Raw genomic sequence first — 17,021 nt, forward strand, 5'->3', positions numbered from 1 at the left:
GTCTTCCTGCGAGCTCCAGCAATGAGATATGCCCGATGTTGCGTGATCGAGTTCACGGCGCACCGTCACCCATCCGCGCCATTCAGGCGCACCCGCACACGGGGCACCCCCACTGTACTCGCTATAGGACAGCGCTAGAGAATTTATTTTTTGGCTGTGAAAAGGAACTGAAAACCCTCCAGCCAACGCCATACATGAGAATGCAGGTTCTCCGAGCACGAGGCACGTTCCCAAATGACGTGCAGTTCGAGATCACCGAACCGGGCCGTTAACGCATTCCATGCGGGATTTGTGCTCGCGGGGAGAATCTCGGCGACTATCACGTTCCGAATCGGTTGGAGTCATCCCCGCATCTTTCGAATCGACAATACGCGCGGATCGTCCGCACCAAGGCCTTCCTGATCCGTCCACCCCGTTGCCGAGATACCGCACATTGCGTCCGGGCCCGGTATGTCCGAGAAGCCGTTGAACGGCAAGCACGTTCCTCGCGAGCCGGTGGAAAGCGGGCACCTAGAAGTGCCCAGTCGTCAGGTGATTCAACCGTGAAGTGCTGAACCACCGCCATGCCAATGGCAGACTGTTACTTTCGTAGATCCACGACAGTGGCTTTGCCATCAACCGTATCGAATGTTGCTGACACCTGGTCTCCTTCCTTCAGCCCTTTGAGCATTGCCGGGTCCTTGACCGGGAATGCCATGGTCATGGCAGACATCCCCAGGTTTCCAATGGGCCCATGCTTGAGGGTCACCTTACCAGTTGCCGCATCAATCTTCCGAACTTCGGCAGGAACCGGCCGGGGGACCTTCATCGCCCCCGCAGGCGATGTCATTTCCATACCGTCCATGGTTGCGGCGATGCTCGGAAGCGCGGTGCCCATAGCCAGCCCAAGCGCCATCGCGGCCAGTGTCACGTTCAGGGTTTTCATGCTTTCTCCTTAAGGTTGAGGGAGTGAGAGATAGGGGAAGCGTTTTTCGTTTGCCGACCACGCATCAACAAATACACTGCGGGAACGACGAACAGCGAGACGATTGGCGCGGTCACCATGCCACCAACCATTGGTGCCGCAATGCGCTGCATGACTTCCGATCCGGTGCCATGGGACCACATGATGGGAAGTAAACCGGCCAGGATGACCGCCACGGTCATCGCTTTGGGCCGCACGCGCTGCACCGCGCCTTCCTGGATGGCAGCGAGCAATGCGGCCACATCACTTTCGCCTCGCGTCTGATGATCTTGCCAAGCATGCTTCAGATAAAGCAGCATGATCACGCCGAACTCGGCAGCCACGCCGGCCAGCGCAATAAAGCCGACCACGCTCGCCACGGAAAGGTTGTAGCCAAGCAGGTAGAGCAACCAGAATCCCCCGATCAGCGCCAGCGGCAGCGTGCCCATGATCAAGACGGCTTCGTCGACTCGACCAAACACCAGGTAGAGCAGCACAAAGATGATCAGTAGCGTGAATGGCACCACGATCTTCAGCTTTGCACTGGCACGCTCCAGGTATTCGAATTGGCCAGACCAACTGAGCGAATAGCCCGCAGGCATCGGCACGGCCTTGCCCACAGCTGTCTGCATGTCGCGCACCGCAGAGCGCAGGTCTCGCCCGCGGATATCGACGTAGATCCAACCGGATAGCCGCGCATTCTCACTTCGCAACATCGGCGGGCCCTGCACTACCTGAATACGCGCCACATCAGACAGCACGATCTGCTGGCCACGGTCCGTTACGATCGGCAAGCTACGCAACCGCTCGACCGAATCACGATACTCCCGCGGATAGCGCAAATTGATCGGAAAGCGCGCCAGTCCATCCACCACCTCGCCAACGTTGTCGCCACCAATCGCCGACGACACAACGCTCTGCACCGCGTCGATATTGAGCCCGTAACGACCAGCGGCAGCGCGATCGATGTCGACGTCAATGTAGCGGCCACCGGTCAGGCGTTCGGCCAACGCCGATGTGACCCCTGGCACGGCTTTCACAGTCTCCTCAATGCGTGTGGCGATCCGGTCAATCTCTTTTAGATCAGTACCCGCAACCTTGATGCCGACCGGGCTCTTGATGCCAGTGGCCAGCATGTCGATACGGTTGCGGATTGGTGGGACCCAGATGTTGGACAGCCCGGGCACCTTCACCACGCGATCGAGTTCCTCCACCAGTTTGTCCGGGGTCATGCCGGCACGCCACTGGTCACGCGGCTTGAACTGGACCGTGGTCTCGAACATCTCGAGCGGCGCCGGGTCGGTAGCGGAGTCTGCCCGGCCAGCCTTGCCATGCACGGTCGCCACCTCGGGCACCGACTTGATCATCCGGTCGGTTTGCTGAAGCAGTTGTGCCGCTTTGCCGACCGACAGACCCGGCAATGCGGATGGCATATAGAGCAAATCGCCCTCATCCAGCGGCGGCATGAATTCTCCACCAGTCCTCAGGATTGGCCAGACGGTTGCAGCCAGCAGGATCGCAGCCACAACCACCGTCGTGCGCGGGTACCGCAGCACCTTCGCAAGCATCGGCTGATAGACCCAAATCAACCAGCGATTGACCGGGTTCGCCTGCTCCGCCGGAATGCGGCCGCGAATGAGGTAGCCCATTAGCACGGGCACCAGCGTGATGGAAAGGCCAGCCGCTGCCGCCATCGAGTAGGTCTTGGTGAATGCCAGAGGCGAGAACAGGCGACCTTCCTGCGCCTCCAGCGTAAACACTGGCACGAAAGACAACGTAATAATCAGCAGCGAGAAGAACAGGGCTGGCCCCACCTCAGCAGCCGAGTCTCCGATCACGCGCCAGCGCGCCTCTCCAGTCAACGACTCGCCTGGATGATCAAACTGCCAGTGTTCTAGATGCTTGTGCGCGTTCTCGATCATCACCACAGCGGCGTCAACCATGGCACCAATCGCGATGGCAATACCACCTAACGACATGATGTTTGCATTGACCCCTTGATAGCGCATCACCAGGAACGCGGCTAGCACGCCTAGTGGCAACGAAACGATCGCCACCAACGCGGAGCGCAAATGGAACAGGAAAGCCAGGCAAACCAGTGCCACCACCACAAATTCCTCGATGAGCTTGTGGCTCAGATTGTCGACTGCACGATGAATCAGCGCCGAGCGGTCGTACGTAGTAACGATCTCCACGCCGGGCGGCAGGCTCTTTCGGAGCACATCCATCTTGACCTTGACGGCATCAATGGTTTCCAGTGCATTCTTGCCCGAACGCATTACGATGACACCGCCGGCAACTTCGCCTTCTCCGTTGAGATCGGCAAGACCGCGTCGCGTCTCCGGACCGAGTTGAATCGTCGCAACATCGCCCAACCGTACTGGAATGCCGGCGTTGCTCGTCTCAATGGGGATCTGCCTGAAGTCGTCGAGCGACTTCAGATAGCCTGACGCACGAACCATATACTCGGCTTCTCCGAGTTCCAGTACCGCCCCTCCTGCCTCCTGGTTGGCACCGCGAATCGCCGACAGTACCTTACCCTGCGACAGGTTGTAGGCCCGCAGTCGATCCGGCATCAGGACGATCTGATACTGCCGCACCATGCCGCCGAGCGATGCAACCTCCGCCACGTTCGGCAACGATTTCAGCTCGAAACGGAGGAACCAGTCCTGCAGGGCCCGCAACTGGCTCAGGTCGTGCTGCCCCGTGCGGTCGACCAGCGCGTACTCATAGATCCAGCCCACTCCAGTGGCATCAGGCCCCAGTGCAGGCCGGGCCGCCGCTGGTAGGCGAGCTTGCACTTGGTTCAGATACTCCAGCACCCGCGAACGTGCCCAATAGGGGTCAGTACCATCCTCGAAGAGCACGTAGACGAAGGAATCGCCGAAGAAGGAATAGCCACGCACCGTTTTCGCACCGGGCACGGACAGCATTGTGGTGGTCAGCGGATAGGTCACCTGGTTTTCGACGAGCTGTGGGGCCTGTCCAGGAAACGGGGTACGAATGATGACCTGCGTGTCCGACAGGTCGGGCAAGGCGTCCAAAGGTATGCTGTGCACCGCCCACAAGCCCCAGACGGTCACCATGACCGTCACCAGCAAGACAAGGAAGCGGTTGCGGATGGACGCGAGAATGACATGCGCAATCATCATTTGCCTCCACCGGCCGTTGCCGGCTTCTCTGCAGGTTGAACCGCCGACAGTGTGGCCACGCCGTCCTGGTCCAGACGGAAATGGAAGCGAATACGATCTCCCGGCTTTACGCCTTTGAGCAGCGCCGGATCATTCGTCCCAAAGTCCATCGTCATCGCGCCCCATTTTGTCGAGGGGATTGGTCCATGAGAGATGGTGAGGCCATCCGGGTTCACCGACTCGACTCGGCCCGTGCCTTCGTGCTCCTGAACGGCGGCGGCAGACGCGGAGACATCGCCGGCTGGCGCCATCCGGCTCAGCGTCCCGCGAAGACTGGCGTCAGAATCGATCAGAAACTGGCCAGATGCCACCACCTTCTGTCCGGGTTTCAGACCAGAAACCACTTCGACCATCCCCTCCGATTCACGTCCGATGCGAATTTCAGTGGGCACGTAGCCTTGCTGACCGGCGTCCATCATGACGAGATTCCGCTGGCCAGCATGGATCACCGCTTCCGACGGGATCTGCAGCACATCTTCCCGATCGTTACTTTCAAATCGGATGCTCGCGAACATGCCCGGCATCAGTCTGCGCTGCTTGTTCGGCAGAATGACGCGCACCTTTACGGTTCGCGTGGCGGCGTTGACGTCCGGCAGGATCGCATCGATCTTGCCGGCCACAGGCTCCGGCACGCCCGTCGCTGAAACCGTGACAGTCTGGCCCGGGGCAACCAGCCTCGTCTGGGCTTCGGGCACCTCGGCAATGACCCATACCTGGCCAAGGTCGGCCAGTCGGAAGAGCGTCGTGCCGGGTGTGACCGTCATGCCCTCGCGTACGCCAATCTCGGTGACTACACCATCGAGCGGGCTGGCAATGCCCTGCCCCGACTGCAATTTGCCTGATCGGACCACGGCATCGGCCTGTGCAGGTGTCATGCCGGACTGCAGCATGCGCGCTCTTGCCGCACTGGCAAGGTCGCCTTGCGTCCCCGACGGTAGGCGAGCGACCGCAAGGTATTCTTCCTGTGCCGCTATCCAGTCCGGCGAATAGAGGTCGACCAGTATCTGCCCCCGCCGCACCGTATCGAGGGTTGCACGCACGCCTACGTGCTGGACAAATCCCGTCGTACGCGCCTGAACGACCTGGATGCTGCGCTCATCGATCGCCACGTTGCCAGGGGCTTCCAGTACAGTGCCCATGCGCGCCGCCTTAACCTCTACCGTTCGAATGCCCAGGTTCTGGGCTACATGGCTGTCAATTGTGACGCCGCTGTTGCCTCCGTCTGGGCCGTCGCCATCCGCATAGACGGGCACCAGTTGCATATCCATAAACGGAGATTTTCCCGGTTTGTCAAAGCGCTGGCCCGGGACCATCGGATCGTGCCAGTACAGAATCTTCTTGCCGGTCTTCGGATCGATATCACCGGCCTTGGCCTGGTTGCCGGCTTCCGACAGTGTCTGGATCTGGTGCAAACTGCCTAGGCGGTAACCGCCGTAGCCAGCCGCTCCGACCATGATCAGGCACGTCACGGCGACTTTCAGTCGGGCGTTCATTGAAAATCCTTGTTGGTCGAGACGGTTTGCGCCGTGGGCATGGGTGCTAGGAACGTCAACTCAACCCAAACCCGGGCTGTTCGCTGCTCAAGGGCCAAGCGCTCCAGCGCAGTGTCGATGGCGCGGTGATTGGCCTCCGCCACAGCGAGCAACGATCCGGTATTGGCGCGATACGCCGTCAGCGCAGCGTCCGCCTGGGCGTTGGCCAGCGGCAGCGTAGCGTCGTCGAAGCGTTTGAGGCGCTCGAGGTTGCGACGCAGTTCGACCAAGCGCGTGCCCACCAAAGCGTCGGTATTGCGCTGGACGATCTCCGCCTTGGCGCGCGCGGCCTCGGCCTGTGCGAGTCGAGCGGCCACCTCCCGATCCTGCCGGTTTGCGCGGTCCCACAGCAGCGGAACGCTGACATTGACCGATGCCATGTTTGAGTAGGCGGACCCGCGCTGGCTGTACATCAACTCGACGGTAACGTCCGGCTTGCGAGACTCGTCGGCCACACGGACTTCGCTTTCTGCAAGCGTGACATCGCGCTGGGCGGCCGCGATCTCCGGCACGCCTTCATACCGGGCGCGCATGAGTTGCTCTGCAAGTGGCGGCACTTTCAGTGTCGGGCGCTCGCCGAGCGGTCGCGATGCGTCGGCACCTATCCAGCGCGATAGATTTACGTTGGCAGCGTCCAGGGCCGCCTGGTTCTCGCTTTCGCGGTCGCGCAGCTTCTGCAGTTCAAGCTGTGCCGCCAACACGTCTGCTCGCGTACCGCGACCGCTGCGATAGGCCGCGTTCGCTGCTTCCAGTGTCAGGCTCAACGGATGACTGTGATGGCCAAGCAAAGTGGCAGCCTGTTCGGCGTACCACCGATCGATCCAGGCCGCAGCGGCGCTACGCTGGACATTGGTGACACCAACCATTCGCTGAGCGTCGGCAGAAGCGGCCTCGGCTTCGAACCGTGCGGAGCGTGCTCGACGCTTATCTGCGCGGGTGAACTCCTGCATGACGCTGATGGAACGCATCGTCATGGAGTCACGGCTTAGCGAGAACTTGTCCGGACCGTCTGCCGGTACGTTATTCAGGCCGAACTTCAGAATCGGATCGGGTAACTGCCCGGCCGCGACAGCCATCTGCACGGCGGATTCGATGGCGCCGCGCGTGTTCTCGGCGTCGCTGGCGCGCGATGTGGCGAGCGCTGCGGCCTCTTCAATGGATAAGGCAGGGGCGGCATGCGATGGCGCGGCAAGCGCCATCGACATGCCAAGCATGGACGCCAATCGTAGCGTCCACCTCAGGCAAGGCGGGAATGACATAAAGCCTCCGGAAACGACGACCACCACTCCCGTGCTAGTGGGAGCGACAAGACTGTGGCGTGGCTTCGGAGGCTACGTGCGGAAACAGCAGTGGAGGATGGTGTGCGGCGGGGGCGGCGCGCGCGGCTGCGCGTTAGCGCGCATCACGAAAAACGATGCACGGCCCTGCACTGGCGGCTCGACCAGGCTGCCGACAAGGACCGGAATGAATGGGGGAATCTGCGGAGCCGGATGATCGGCGTGCTTGGAATCCGCCTGACAATGGCCCATGCAGAACGCCTTCTCGCCGTTAAACTGCGCGGCGCCCTGATCCTCCATATCCGCCATATCGGGACAACACCCCATGCCGTCCATTGCCTCCAGCTGCGTGGGCTCCCCGACCGCACTCGCGCCTGTCGTGCAGGCATAGGCGGCCGTTGCCAGCTGAACTGACAGGAACACAACCAGCAGGAGACCGGCAAACCAAGCGTGCCGGCGGACCAAGGATCGCACGATGAATGATGGTGTTGGAATTGTGACGAGAATAACCGCTTTCGATTCAGTTTTCAAAGGCTGGGCACCGCAACGCGAACGGCTGTCGGTGCCCGCCTTCGTCCTACGCGTCAGGCTCGCTGTGCGTCGTCATGAACGCGCGCGCCGTCCGTGTAGGGATCGCGTGCCCTGGAAGGCGGCGCCGATACTCCTGTACTGTCCATCCCCGCCAGCGACATGTCTACATCAGCAGGGAGGACCGGCGTGACAGTACGGCCGCCATCCAGGTACGGACTGCGCATTTCCTTGACCGACGTCAGCATATTGGTCCAGACCAGGGGCAAACTGTTCCATCCGCTGCCCGTGTTTCTATACGATCCAACGGCGTTGCCTTCCGATAGCGAATCAGGCTTGGACATGGATGACCGATGCAACATTTGAACGCAGGTGACCGCTTCGGGTTGCTGCAGTTGCGCTACCGTTGCTTGGGCGAGATGCGCAGCCAGGCGGGCGCGCTCAATGACAGTCCAGTCTGGGCCCGCAAAAGCGGTGACAGCCGTACCTGCAAATGCCAGTACAACACTGATCTTGATGACATTCATGATGATTTTCCGTTGAAATTCTTGAAATTCGATGAGTTTGCTGAAAGGCGAAACGCACAACGCGATTCGAGCCTTGCCAGCTACGCGACACGACAAAACGAATTTCAATGTCTCAATCGGGCTGTCACCAGATAGATCGGCACAGAAGACCCACCCAACGGCACATCCCGTCGGCCCACCGTCAGGCTCGCCGCGCCATGCCAGGGACATTCGGGCGCGATGGATCGGGCGCGAGAGGGATCACCGCCCATGGGCGGGTCTACCTGTAGGGTGTTGACCGCGCTACCGCGAAAGTATGCCGCGCACAATGCGGGTTGATCGTAGTCCGCACAGTCGGCAGCATGCGCTCTGATGCCGCCAGAGCTGGTTTCAATGGGACAGACATATGCGGCGGACGCCGAGCCCATCAGCAGCATCGCTGCGAACCAGGCCCAGACAATCACGCGACACAGTGCGAAGGTGGACTTCACGATTGCGCGCAGTGGTGATGGAAGTTTGGCTAGCGTAGACGTTCCCACAATGGCAATGTCAAACGTTTTTTCGCCACATTTCGGCACCATGCCGGCGCCTTCTGCCGAATCTTGGCCATCGGCGCCGCCTTCCGTCGGTCTCCTCCAGACATCGGGGCCACCGATCACTATCGCCCTAGACGGGAGTGAGCCTGGCCAACCCGGGGCTTCTCGATAGCGACCTTGCATCCACCATGGCCGGGCTCGTCGCGACCTAAGCTTCGTTCAAGGTCGGGTAATCCGTATACCCTTGCGCAGCACCACCGAAGAAGCCATTGCGGTCTGCGTCGTTCATTGGCGCTCCTTCCTTGAGTCGAATGACGAAGTCAGGGTTCGCCAGAATCATCTGGCCATACGCCTCCAGATCGGCCAGCCCCGTCGCCAGATCGGCACCCACCTGCTCCCTCGAGCGCCCGGGCCGGTTCAAGATCAACGTGCCATGCCAGAGCTTGCCGACGTCGGCCAACAGCGCTTCGTTGCCCTGATGCATGATGTGCAGGTATGCCAGCCCCAGCTTGTCCAGTTCGGCCACCAGGTGGCGGTACAAATCCGGCCCATTAACGCCTTCATCGATACCCCAGAGCGTCGTGCCCGGCGACAGGCGAATTGCCGTACGGTCCGCACCGATCTCCTCGGCAATTGCCGTGGCCACTTCGATGGCAAATCGCGCCCGGCTTTCGATTGAGCCACCGTATTCGTCGGTGCGCGCATTCGCGCTCGGGGCGAAGAACTGCTGGATCAGATAAGCGTTGGCACCGTGGATTTCAACGCCGTCGGCTCCGGCCTCGATTGCGCGGCGCGCGGCATATCGAAAATCCTGGACGGTCTGGCGCACTTCCTCTGTGGTCAGCGCCCGCGGCGCAGGAATGTCCTGCATACCCGTGACCGTGAACATCGGCGCACCCGGTGCGATGGCAGACGGCGCGACCCCCAGCCGGTGATGCGGCGTGTTATCCGGATGCGACATGCGCCCGGCGTGCATCAACTGGATGAAAACGTGGCCGCCCCTGGCATGCACGGCATCGGTGGTTTTCTTCCATCCCGCAACGTGCGCGTCCGTGTAGATGCCTGGCGTGGTCAGATAGCCCTGTCCATCATCCGAAGGCTGCGTGCCTTCAGTGACGATGAGGCCAACGCTGGCACGCTGGGCATAGTACTCGGCGGCGAGTTCGCCCGGGGTGCCATCGCGCTGGGCGCGGCTGCGAGTCATCGGCGCCATGACCAACCGGTTCTGCAGGGTGTAACGGCCAACGCGGACGGGATCGAACAGTTTGCTCACGATGAAATCCTCGATTGAATGGGATGGAGGCCATCATCGCGCGATCCTTGTATGGAATAAATATGGTAATTTGGAGAACATTGATCCATTGATGGAGCAATGCTCATGGAACTGCTTAATGACATGGCCCTATTTGTCGAGGTCGTGAAAGCCAAAGGTTTTCGTCTCGCAGCAGAGGCTATGGGTATGCCAAACTCGACAGTGTCACGACGCATTAGCGGGTTGGAGAAGGCGATCGGACTTCGCCTCCTACATCGCACGACCCGCAAAATCGAACTGACCGAAGCTGGTCAGATCTATTTCGAACGCTGCAGACGCATCGTCGATGAAGCCCGCATAGCACACGAGCAGCTCGGCGACATGCTGGCTCAACCCAGTGGCGTGTTACGCGCCTCCCTGCCGGTAGATTTCGCCGTGACGTACCTGGCGCCGTTGATCGCCGAATTTTCCCGCCTTTACCCCGGCATCACTTTCGATTTTGACCTGACGCCAAGACGGGTCGACCTCGTCAGTGAACCGTTCGACGTCGCCATCCGCATGGGGGAATCCGAAAACTCACAGCTGATAGCGCGCACGCTGGCATCACTCACACCCCACCTCTATGCCTCGCCGGGCTACCTGGCGCGATCGGGCACACCAACCAAACCCACTGACCTGGCACGGCATGAGTGCCTGGGGATCCTGAAAGCGGGATCGTGGACATTGCATGACGCCAAGCGCGCCACTACGGTGACAGTGGGTAGTCGCTTTACGCTCAACAGCGTCGGCATGATCCGTCGCCTTGCGACACTGGACATGGGCATCGTCTTGATGCCCCAAGAGGTCGTCGCCGATGACGTGGCCAGTGGAAAACTGCAGCGCGTTATGCCGGCATGGCACGGTGCGCCGATGTCCGTGTACGCCATCACCGAGACCCGGTTGCTTCCGGCGAAGACCCAACGTTTCATCGAGTTCCTGCAGGAGAGATTAAGGCGATAGCGCCGCCGGCCTCGGAGCCGACGAGCTTTCGGGTTTCGTCGAACCTCATATGGACCGTACTTTCATCTACTGCTACCCGACATCGCTGACAGCCGTCGCTATCAAACCGCGTGACGATGCGTCAGCACGCTGTATGGGAGCTTGCCGACCGAGCCATTGACATAGCCACGGTCGCCCACCCGATTCACGTGGACAGTAGGTCACGTCACCGAACACTGTGAGCACCGTAGCGATCCGCTAGCGCCCGACATACAGCGCACGCCTCCGTTTCCCAAGCCTGGATGACAAGCAAGTACCCGCGACTCGCACGCACAACGCTTGACGTCGGCCCTTGTGCCGTTTTATTCTTTTATGGACATCTCGTTCATTTTTGAACATACACTAATAATACGTCTCACGACAAATCACACCAGTAGAGAGGAGTGCCCCCATGTTTTCAGGAAAGATCGGCATCAACGGTGCCGGCATTGGTGGCCTGGCGGCCGCCATCGCGTTGCGCAAGCTTGGTATGGACGTTGTCGTGTTCGAGCAGGCGGCTCGCTTCGCGCGCGTGGGCGCAGACATCAACCTGACACCGAATGCCGTGCGTGCACTAGACGGCTTGGGTGTGGGGGGCGCGTTACGCGAAACCGCAGCGCGACCCACGCACCGCATCAGCCGCAATTGGGACACCGGCGAGGAAACCTCGCGTCTCGCCATGTCGGACGAGGCCGAACGTCGGTACGGCGCCCCGCAACTCACCATGCACCGAGGCGATCTGATGGCCGCGCTGGAAGCGGCCGTACCCGCGGCCAACGTGAAGCTTGCGCACAAAGCCACGGGTATCGTGCCGCGCGAGCGTGGTGCCACGCTGCAGTTTGCTGATGGAAGCCATCAGGATGTGGACGTGCTGATTGGTGCGGACGGCATTCATTCGGTGGTCCGCTCGGCCATCTTGGGTACGGAACACCCAATCTTTACCGGTGTGGTGGCGTATCGTGCCGTCGTACCCGCCGAGCGGCTTGCAGGCGTGCCAAACGTTGGTGCCTTCACAAAATGGTGGGGACCCGAGTCGACGAGCCAGATCGTGACGTTCCCGCTCAATCGGGGCCGCGAAATCTTCGTGTTTGCCACGGTAGCGCAAGACAGCTGGCGCCACGAATCATGGACGACGGCCGGCCGAGTGGAAGACCTGCGCGCCGCCTATGCCGGCTTTCACCCCGATGCGCGCGCATTGCTTGACGCTTGCGACGACGTGCTGATTTCCGCGCTGTACGTGCGCGATCCATTGCCGTCGTGGTCGACCGGGCATATTGCGCTGATGGGCGATGCCTGCCATCCCATGATGCCGTTCATGGCGCAAGGCGCAGGCATGGCCATCGAGGACGGCGTCGTGCTCGCGCGCTGCCTGGCTGCCGCCACGCCGGACACCGTCCCGATGGCGCTCGGCCGCTACCAGGCCGCGCGGCATGACCGCACGAGTCGCATCCAGATCGGATCACGCGGCAACGAATGGCTCAAGGCCGGTGGCAACGCGGACTGGGTGTACGATTACGACGCTTGGAATGTGCCGCTGCAGTAAACGCCGCGCACAGCAGGCTCCTTTCGTTTCCATCGTCTTATTCAATGCCAAAGCCCGATTCGCTGCGCAATACCGCCGTTCAACCCGTCGTCAACGATGATGTCGATGATGGAAGCGGCCAGCAACTGGTAACGCCTGTCATACGCGGTCTGCGGCTCCTGCGCTATATTGCCGAGGGAAACTCGACGGCCAATCTCAGCGAAGTCGGCCGGCGCATCGACGTGAACCGCGTCACCGTGATGCGTCTGCTCGCCACGCTCGAGCATGAGGGCGTGGTGGAGCGGCTCCCGCAGGGCGGGCATACGGTAGGATTCCCGTTCCTGAAACTGGCGTCGCAAGTACTAGCTTCCAACGATCTCACGTCGCTCGCGAGGCGCGTCCTCGCGCGACTGAGTGAATCGCTGCAGCTTTCGGCCTATCTGGCGGTACCCGACGGCGGCCATGTCCTGTATCTGCTGCGCGAGATGCCCAATGCCGGGCTAGTCAGCAACATTCAGGTCGGCAGCCGCGTGCCCGCCCATCTGACGACTCCAGGTCGCATGTTGATTGCTCATCTGTCGGCCGAGGCGCTGCGCGAACGGCTTGGCGACGATCCGCTACCCACAGTAACCGGACAAAGTCCGGCCACCCACGCACGCCTTGCCGAGATCCTGGCCGCCGATCTCGAGCGCGGCTGCGCGTGGAGTTTCTCCGCGTTCGAGCCAGGCATCGATGCCTGCGCCGCGCCGGTGCATGACGTGGCCGGCGACGTCATCGCGGCCATCAGCGTGGCAGGTCCCCAGCAACGCTTCGAGGCCGACGGCGCATTGCGCGAACGCACTGAACGTGAAGTGAAGCTGGCTGCCAGGGATCTTTCCAAACTTCTTGGTTACCGCAAGCCATAAGCCGCTTGTTAAGACCGAAAGCATCCGGCGGGTTCTCAACGCAGCGATGCCAACCCGGATTGGGCCAGCCCCTGCCTTGTGCGGCGAGGAGCTGGAGACCTATCTATAGCGACTACGCTTCGAGTTTCATCGGCATCGACCGCCGCCGCGACCGTGTCGCCTGATACAGCGCATGCGCCACCGCCGGCGCGACCGGCCCGAGCGAGACTTCCCCACAGCCTTGGGGCGATCGGTCGCTATCGACTATGACCACATCGATCTTCGGCATCTCCGCCAATTGCAGCAACGGGTAGTCATGGAAGTTGCTTTGCTGGACGACCCCGCCCTTGAATGTAACTTCGCTCTTGAGCGTATTGGTCAGCGCAAAGCCGATGCCGCCTTCGATGTTCGCACGGATCAAATTCGGATTGATCGCGCGGCCGCACTCCACCGCGCACACCACGCGCCTAACCTTGAAGGTCTTGCCGTCACGCACCAGTTCGAGCGCCATCGCCACATACGTCTGAAACGCCTCGCCACGTCCCGTATAGAGGTTGAACGTGAAACCGCGCGTGACACCGGGTGCCGGCTTGCGATCCCAGTTGGCAGCCTTGGCAGCCGCGTCCAGCGTGCGCACTGCCAGCGGGCTGTGGGTCAGTAACAGACGACGGTAGCGATACGGGTCCATACCCGCAGCATCGGCCATCTCGTTCACAAAGCTTTCGAGCATGAAGATGCTCGACGTGGAACCCACGCTGCGCATAAAGCTCACCGGAATCGGCTGCTTCACATCGATCATGTCGACCTTGAGATTCGGCACGCGATACACGCAATCGTAGATGGCCTCCAGCATCGTTTCGTCCCAGCCACCGTTTTGCGCCATGCGCTCGGCCTTGATCACGCCATAGAGCGACTGTCCGGTCAAACGCGCGTGCATGGCGCGGGGTAGCCCCTTGTCGTCGAGCACCGCCCGGAAGCGGCCCGACACACCGGGTCGATAGAAACCATGGCGAATATCGTCCTCGCGCGAGCGAATGACCTTGACCGGCTTGCCCACGGCCGCCGAGGCGCGTGCCGCGTGGACCACGAAATCCGGCAGGAACTTGCGCCCGAAACTACCGCCCACGAAGGTGGTGTGGACGATGATCGTTTCCGGCTTGCGTTGATAGATTTTGGCCAGTGCGTTGCGCACGAAATCCTGGCCCTGGATCGGCCCCCAGACCTCGATCGCATCCTCACGGACATGGACGGTGGCATTCACGGACTCCATCGTCGCGTGAACGATGTAGGGCGTGTGATAGTCGGCCTCTACGAACTTTCCGCCCGCCGCCAGCACCGCATCGGGGTCGCCCAGTTTCGTGGCCACCACCGCTTCGACCGCGCCCAGCGCTGCCTTGCGCGCGGCCAGGATGTTGTCACTGTCGAGATCCTTGGCGGCGCCGGGGTCGACGTTGATCTCCAGGGCATCGGCACCTTTCTTCGCCAGCCAGAAGCTGGTGGCGACAACGATAGCCGCGTCCGGCGCGTGTACCACGGCCTGCACGCCTGGCATCGCCTTCACGGCATCGGCATTCCGGATGCCGGTAACCTTGCCCGTAACGGTGGGCGGCATTTTCAGGGCGCCGTAAAGCATGCCCGGCACGCGCACATCGATGCCGAACTCCGCAGATCCGTCGACCTTGGCCGGCGTATCGAGGCGCTGCAGGTCCTTGCCGATCAGCCGGTGTGCGGCCTCGTTCTTCAAGCGTGGCGAAGGATTCAGCGGCAGCTTTGCGGCCTCCTCGGCCAGTTCGCCGTACCCGATAGAACGTCCTGTCCCACCGTGGTACACGCGTCCGTTCTCGGTATAACACTGGCCGGGGCGCACCTTCAGCCGCTTCGCTGCGGTCAGCGTCAACACCTCGCGCGCCTGGGCACCCGCGATGCGCAGGCGCTGGTAAAACAGTGTGGCCGACATCGATGCCCCGACGAACTGCTGCGGCTCCTCATAGGCGGCACCGGTTCGATAGGCATCGCGACCGGTGACGAATGTCACGGTGATGTGCTGCCAGTCCGCGTCGAGCTCGTCAGCGAGCACCTGTGGCATACCCGTGTAGACGCCCTGGCCGCACTCGCACTGCGACAGTCCCAGCGTAATCTTGCCACTCGGCTCGATCCAGATCCAATCCGTGATCTCGTGCGTGCCATGCGGGCCGCTGTCCACCGTGCGATTGGCGAGCACTGGCAGCGGAATGCACAGCGCGCCTGCCAGCGCAGCACTTCCCTTCAGAAACCCGCGACGCGACGGGCTCGACAACGCTTCACTTTGCAGCAGCATGGACGGCCTCCCGGATGCGGTGGTAAGTGGCGCAGCGGCACAGGTTACTGACAGCGGCATCGATATCCTTGTCGGTGGGATGGGGGTTCTGCTTGAGCAGCGCACTGACCGCCATCACCATGCCCGACTGGCAGTAGCCGCATTGCGGCACATCCTTGGCAATCCACGCCTTTTGCACTGTTGAGGATCGGTCCGGCGACAGACCTTCGATAGTTGTCACATTGCGCCCCGCCACGGTCGATACGGGCGTGACACACGACCGCTGGGCGTTGCCATCGACATGCACAGTACAGGCTCCACAGGCACCGATGCCGCAGCCGTACTTGGTACCGGTCAGACCGGCGTCATCGCGAACCACCCACAGCAGCGGCGTATCGCCGTCGCCGTCAAAGCGGGTCGCTTTTCCGTTCAACACAAAATCCATGGTTGCCTCGCTGGTGCAGGAAAATGACGGCCGCACGCCACCCTGCACGGCGCAGGGTGCGGCCAGATACGACTCAGGTAAAGGGTCAGGGAGGGACGCGCCGCCTGGGCGCGGCGACTATTCCGCCGTGATGTGGTACGTGCGGATCAGGGTGGCCCACGCCGCGGTTTCATCGCGGATACGTGCGGCGAGGGCTTCGGGCGTGCTCGCCACGGGTTCCAGTCCCTGGCGTTGCAGATCGCCGCGCACCGTCGGCGTGGTGAAAAGCGCGTGGATATCGGCCGACAGGCCATCGGCGACTGGTTTCGGCGTAGCCGACGGCACCATCAGCGCATACCATGAGCTGACGTCGATACCGGGCATGCCCTGCTCTGCGAGCGAGGGCACATCGGGGGCGGCGGGCGAGCGTTTGGACTGCGTGACCGCAATCGCGCGGAGCGCACCGGACTGGACAAACGGTGCCAGTGTCGGCCACGTACCGAGTAGGACCGGCACCTGACCGCCTACCACATCGTTGACCGCCTGCGTTGTGCCTTTATAGGGGACGTGCAGCATCGCGACACCTGCCCTATGGCGGAAGAGTTCGCCCGCCAGATGCAGGCCGCTACCGACCCCGGGGCTTGCATAGCCCAGGGGCGCCTTATTCTGCTCCGCCTGCTTTGCCAGCACCACAAGTTCGGCCACATTGCGTGCCTTCACGGATGGATGTACGGCCAGTACGTTTGGCGAACTGGCCAGCAGCGAAACCGGGCGGAAATCGCGCGGCACGTTGTAGGAAAGCGCGGGAAACAGGGTGGGATTGATGGTCAGGTTGCCGGCCGGCACCACCAGCCATGTACATCCATCACCAGGCGCGCGGCGCACGGCATCGATGCCGATATTGCCATTGGCACCCGGCTTGTTATCCACCACGATGGTCGCCCCCCTGCGCTGCTGCAGCCCTTGCGACACCGTGCGCGCCAGCTGGTCTGCCGCACCCCCCGCAGGAAATGGCACCACGATGCGCACCGTGGAACAGGTTGTCGTGGCGTGCGCCGCCTGACCCATAAGCAAACCCGCGGCGCTCGCGCAAACCATCACGCTGCGCAGCCA

13 protein-coding genes are annotated in these 17,021 nt (G+C 61.8%); 3 read left to right on the plus strand and 10 right to left on the minus strand.

Going from position 1 to position 17,021, the window contains the following annotated elements:
- Positions 1–580: 580 nt before the first annotated feature.
- The 7 genes from CYJ10_RS16215 to CYJ10_RS16245 all read right to left on the minus strand — a co-directional run bounded on the left by CYJ10_RS16215 (position 581) and on the right by CYJ10_RS16245 (position 9,786).
- Positions 581–925 carry a copper-binding protein gene (locus tag CYJ10_RS16215; RefSeq protein WP_101682523.1) on the minus strand — a complete coding sequence of 115 codons (345 nt, stop codon included), beginning with the start codon at positions 923–925 and terminating at the stop codon, positions 581–583.
- A complete protein-coding gene (locus CYJ10_RS16220; RefSeq protein WP_101682524.1) occupies positions 922–4,092 on the minus strand; it encodes an efflux RND transporter permease subunit in 3,171 nt (1,056 codons plus the stop codon). The genes CYJ10_RS16215 and CYJ10_RS16220 overlap by 4 nt, the downstream gene beginning before the upstream one ends.
- Positions 4,092–5,627 carry an efflux RND transporter periplasmic adaptor subunit gene (locus tag CYJ10_RS16225; protein ID WP_101682525.1) on the minus strand — a complete coding sequence of 512 codons (1,536 nt, stop codon included), beginning with the start codon at positions 5,625–5,627 and terminating at the stop codon, positions 4,092–4,094. Before CYJ10_RS16225 ends, CYJ10_RS16220 begins: the two co-directional genes overlap by 1 nt.
- The gene (locus CYJ10_RS16230; RefSeq protein WP_101682526.1) at positions 5,624–6,925 is read right to left on the minus strand and encodes a TolC family protein; all 1,302 of its coding nucleotides are present in this window, start codon (positions 6,923–6,925) and stop codon (positions 5,624–5,626) included. Before CYJ10_RS16230 ends, CYJ10_RS16225 begins: the two co-directional genes overlap by 4 nt.
- 72 nt (positions 6,926–6,997) lie before the next feature.
- Positions 6,998–7,474 (minus strand): copper resistance protein, encoded by a 477-nt coding sequence (locus CYJ10_RS16235; protein ID WP_257993365.1) that lies wholly within the window; start codon positions 7,472–7,474, stop codon positions 6,998–7,000.
- A 53-nt stretch (positions 7,475–7,527) separates the two neighbouring features.
- Complete coding sequence (locus CYJ10_RS34145; protein WP_180862957.1) at positions 7,528–7,998, minus strand: hypothetical protein; 471 nt, start codon at positions 7,996–7,998, stop codon at positions 7,528–7,530.
- Positions 7,999–8,721: 723 nt separating this feature from the next.
- Positions 8,722–9,786, minus strand: a complete 1,065-nt coding sequence (locus CYJ10_RS16245; protein WP_101682528.1) for an alkene reductase — start codon at positions 9,784–9,786, stop codon at positions 8,722–8,724.
- Positions 9,787–9,891: 105 nt separating this feature from the next.
- On the opposite strand from CYJ10_RS16245, the gene CYJ10_RS16250 reads away from it, so the two are divergent.
- From CYJ10_RS16250 to CYJ10_RS16260, 3 genes are all read left to right on the plus strand, one after another.
- The gene (locus tag CYJ10_RS16250) at positions 9,892–10,764 is read left to right on the plus strand and encodes a LysR family transcriptional regulator (RefSeq protein ID WP_101682705.1); all 873 of its coding nucleotides are present in this window, start codon (positions 9,892–9,894) and stop codon (positions 10,762–10,764) included.
- Positions 10,765–11,194: 430 nt separating this feature from the next.
- The gene (locus tag CYJ10_RS16255) at positions 11,195–12,325 is read left to right on the plus strand and encodes an FAD-dependent monooxygenase (RefSeq protein ID WP_101682529.1); all 1,131 of its coding nucleotides are present in this window, start codon (positions 11,195–11,197) and stop codon (positions 12,323–12,325) included.
- Between the two features lie 44 nt (positions 12,326–12,369).
- Positions 12,370–13,209: an IclR family transcriptional regulator gene (locus CYJ10_RS16260; protein WP_101682530.1), complete on the plus strand. Its 840-nt coding sequence runs from the start codon at positions 12,370–12,372 to the stop codon at positions 13,207–13,209.
- A 112-nt stretch (positions 13,210–13,321) separates the two neighbouring features.
- Here the strand turns inward: CYJ10_RS16260 and CYJ10_RS16265 are convergent, their stop codons facing one another.
- The 3 genes from CYJ10_RS16265 to CYJ10_RS16275 all read right to left on the minus strand — a co-directional run bounded on the left by CYJ10_RS16265 (position 13,322) and on the right by CYJ10_RS16275 (position 17,006).
- The gene (locus CYJ10_RS16265; RefSeq protein ID WP_101682531.1) at positions 13,322–15,505 is read right to left on the minus strand and encodes a xanthine dehydrogenase family protein molybdopterin-binding subunit; all 2,184 of its coding nucleotides are present in this window, start codon (positions 15,503–15,505) and stop codon (positions 13,322–13,324) included.
- Positions 15,489–15,929: a (2Fe-2S)-binding protein gene (locus CYJ10_RS16270; protein ID WP_101682532.1), complete on the minus strand. Its 441-nt coding sequence runs from the start codon at positions 15,927–15,929 to the stop codon at positions 15,489–15,491. The genes CYJ10_RS16265 and CYJ10_RS16270 overlap by 17 nt, the downstream gene beginning before the upstream one ends.
- 117 nt (positions 15,930–16,046) lie before the next feature.
- Positions 16,047–17,006, minus strand: coding sequence for a Bug family tripartite tricarboxylate transporter substrate binding protein (locus CYJ10_RS16275; protein WP_101682706.1), 960 nt, complete (start codon positions 17,004–17,006; stop codon positions 16,047–16,049).
- Between the last annotated feature and the right edge of the window lie 15 nt (positions 17,007–17,021).

Origin of the sequence: Cupriavidus pauculus (assembly GCF_002858765.1) — a bacterium.
Classification (GTDB): Bacteria; Pseudomonadota; Gammaproteobacteria; order Burkholderiales; family Burkholderiaceae; genus Cupriavidus; species Cupriavidus pauculus_B.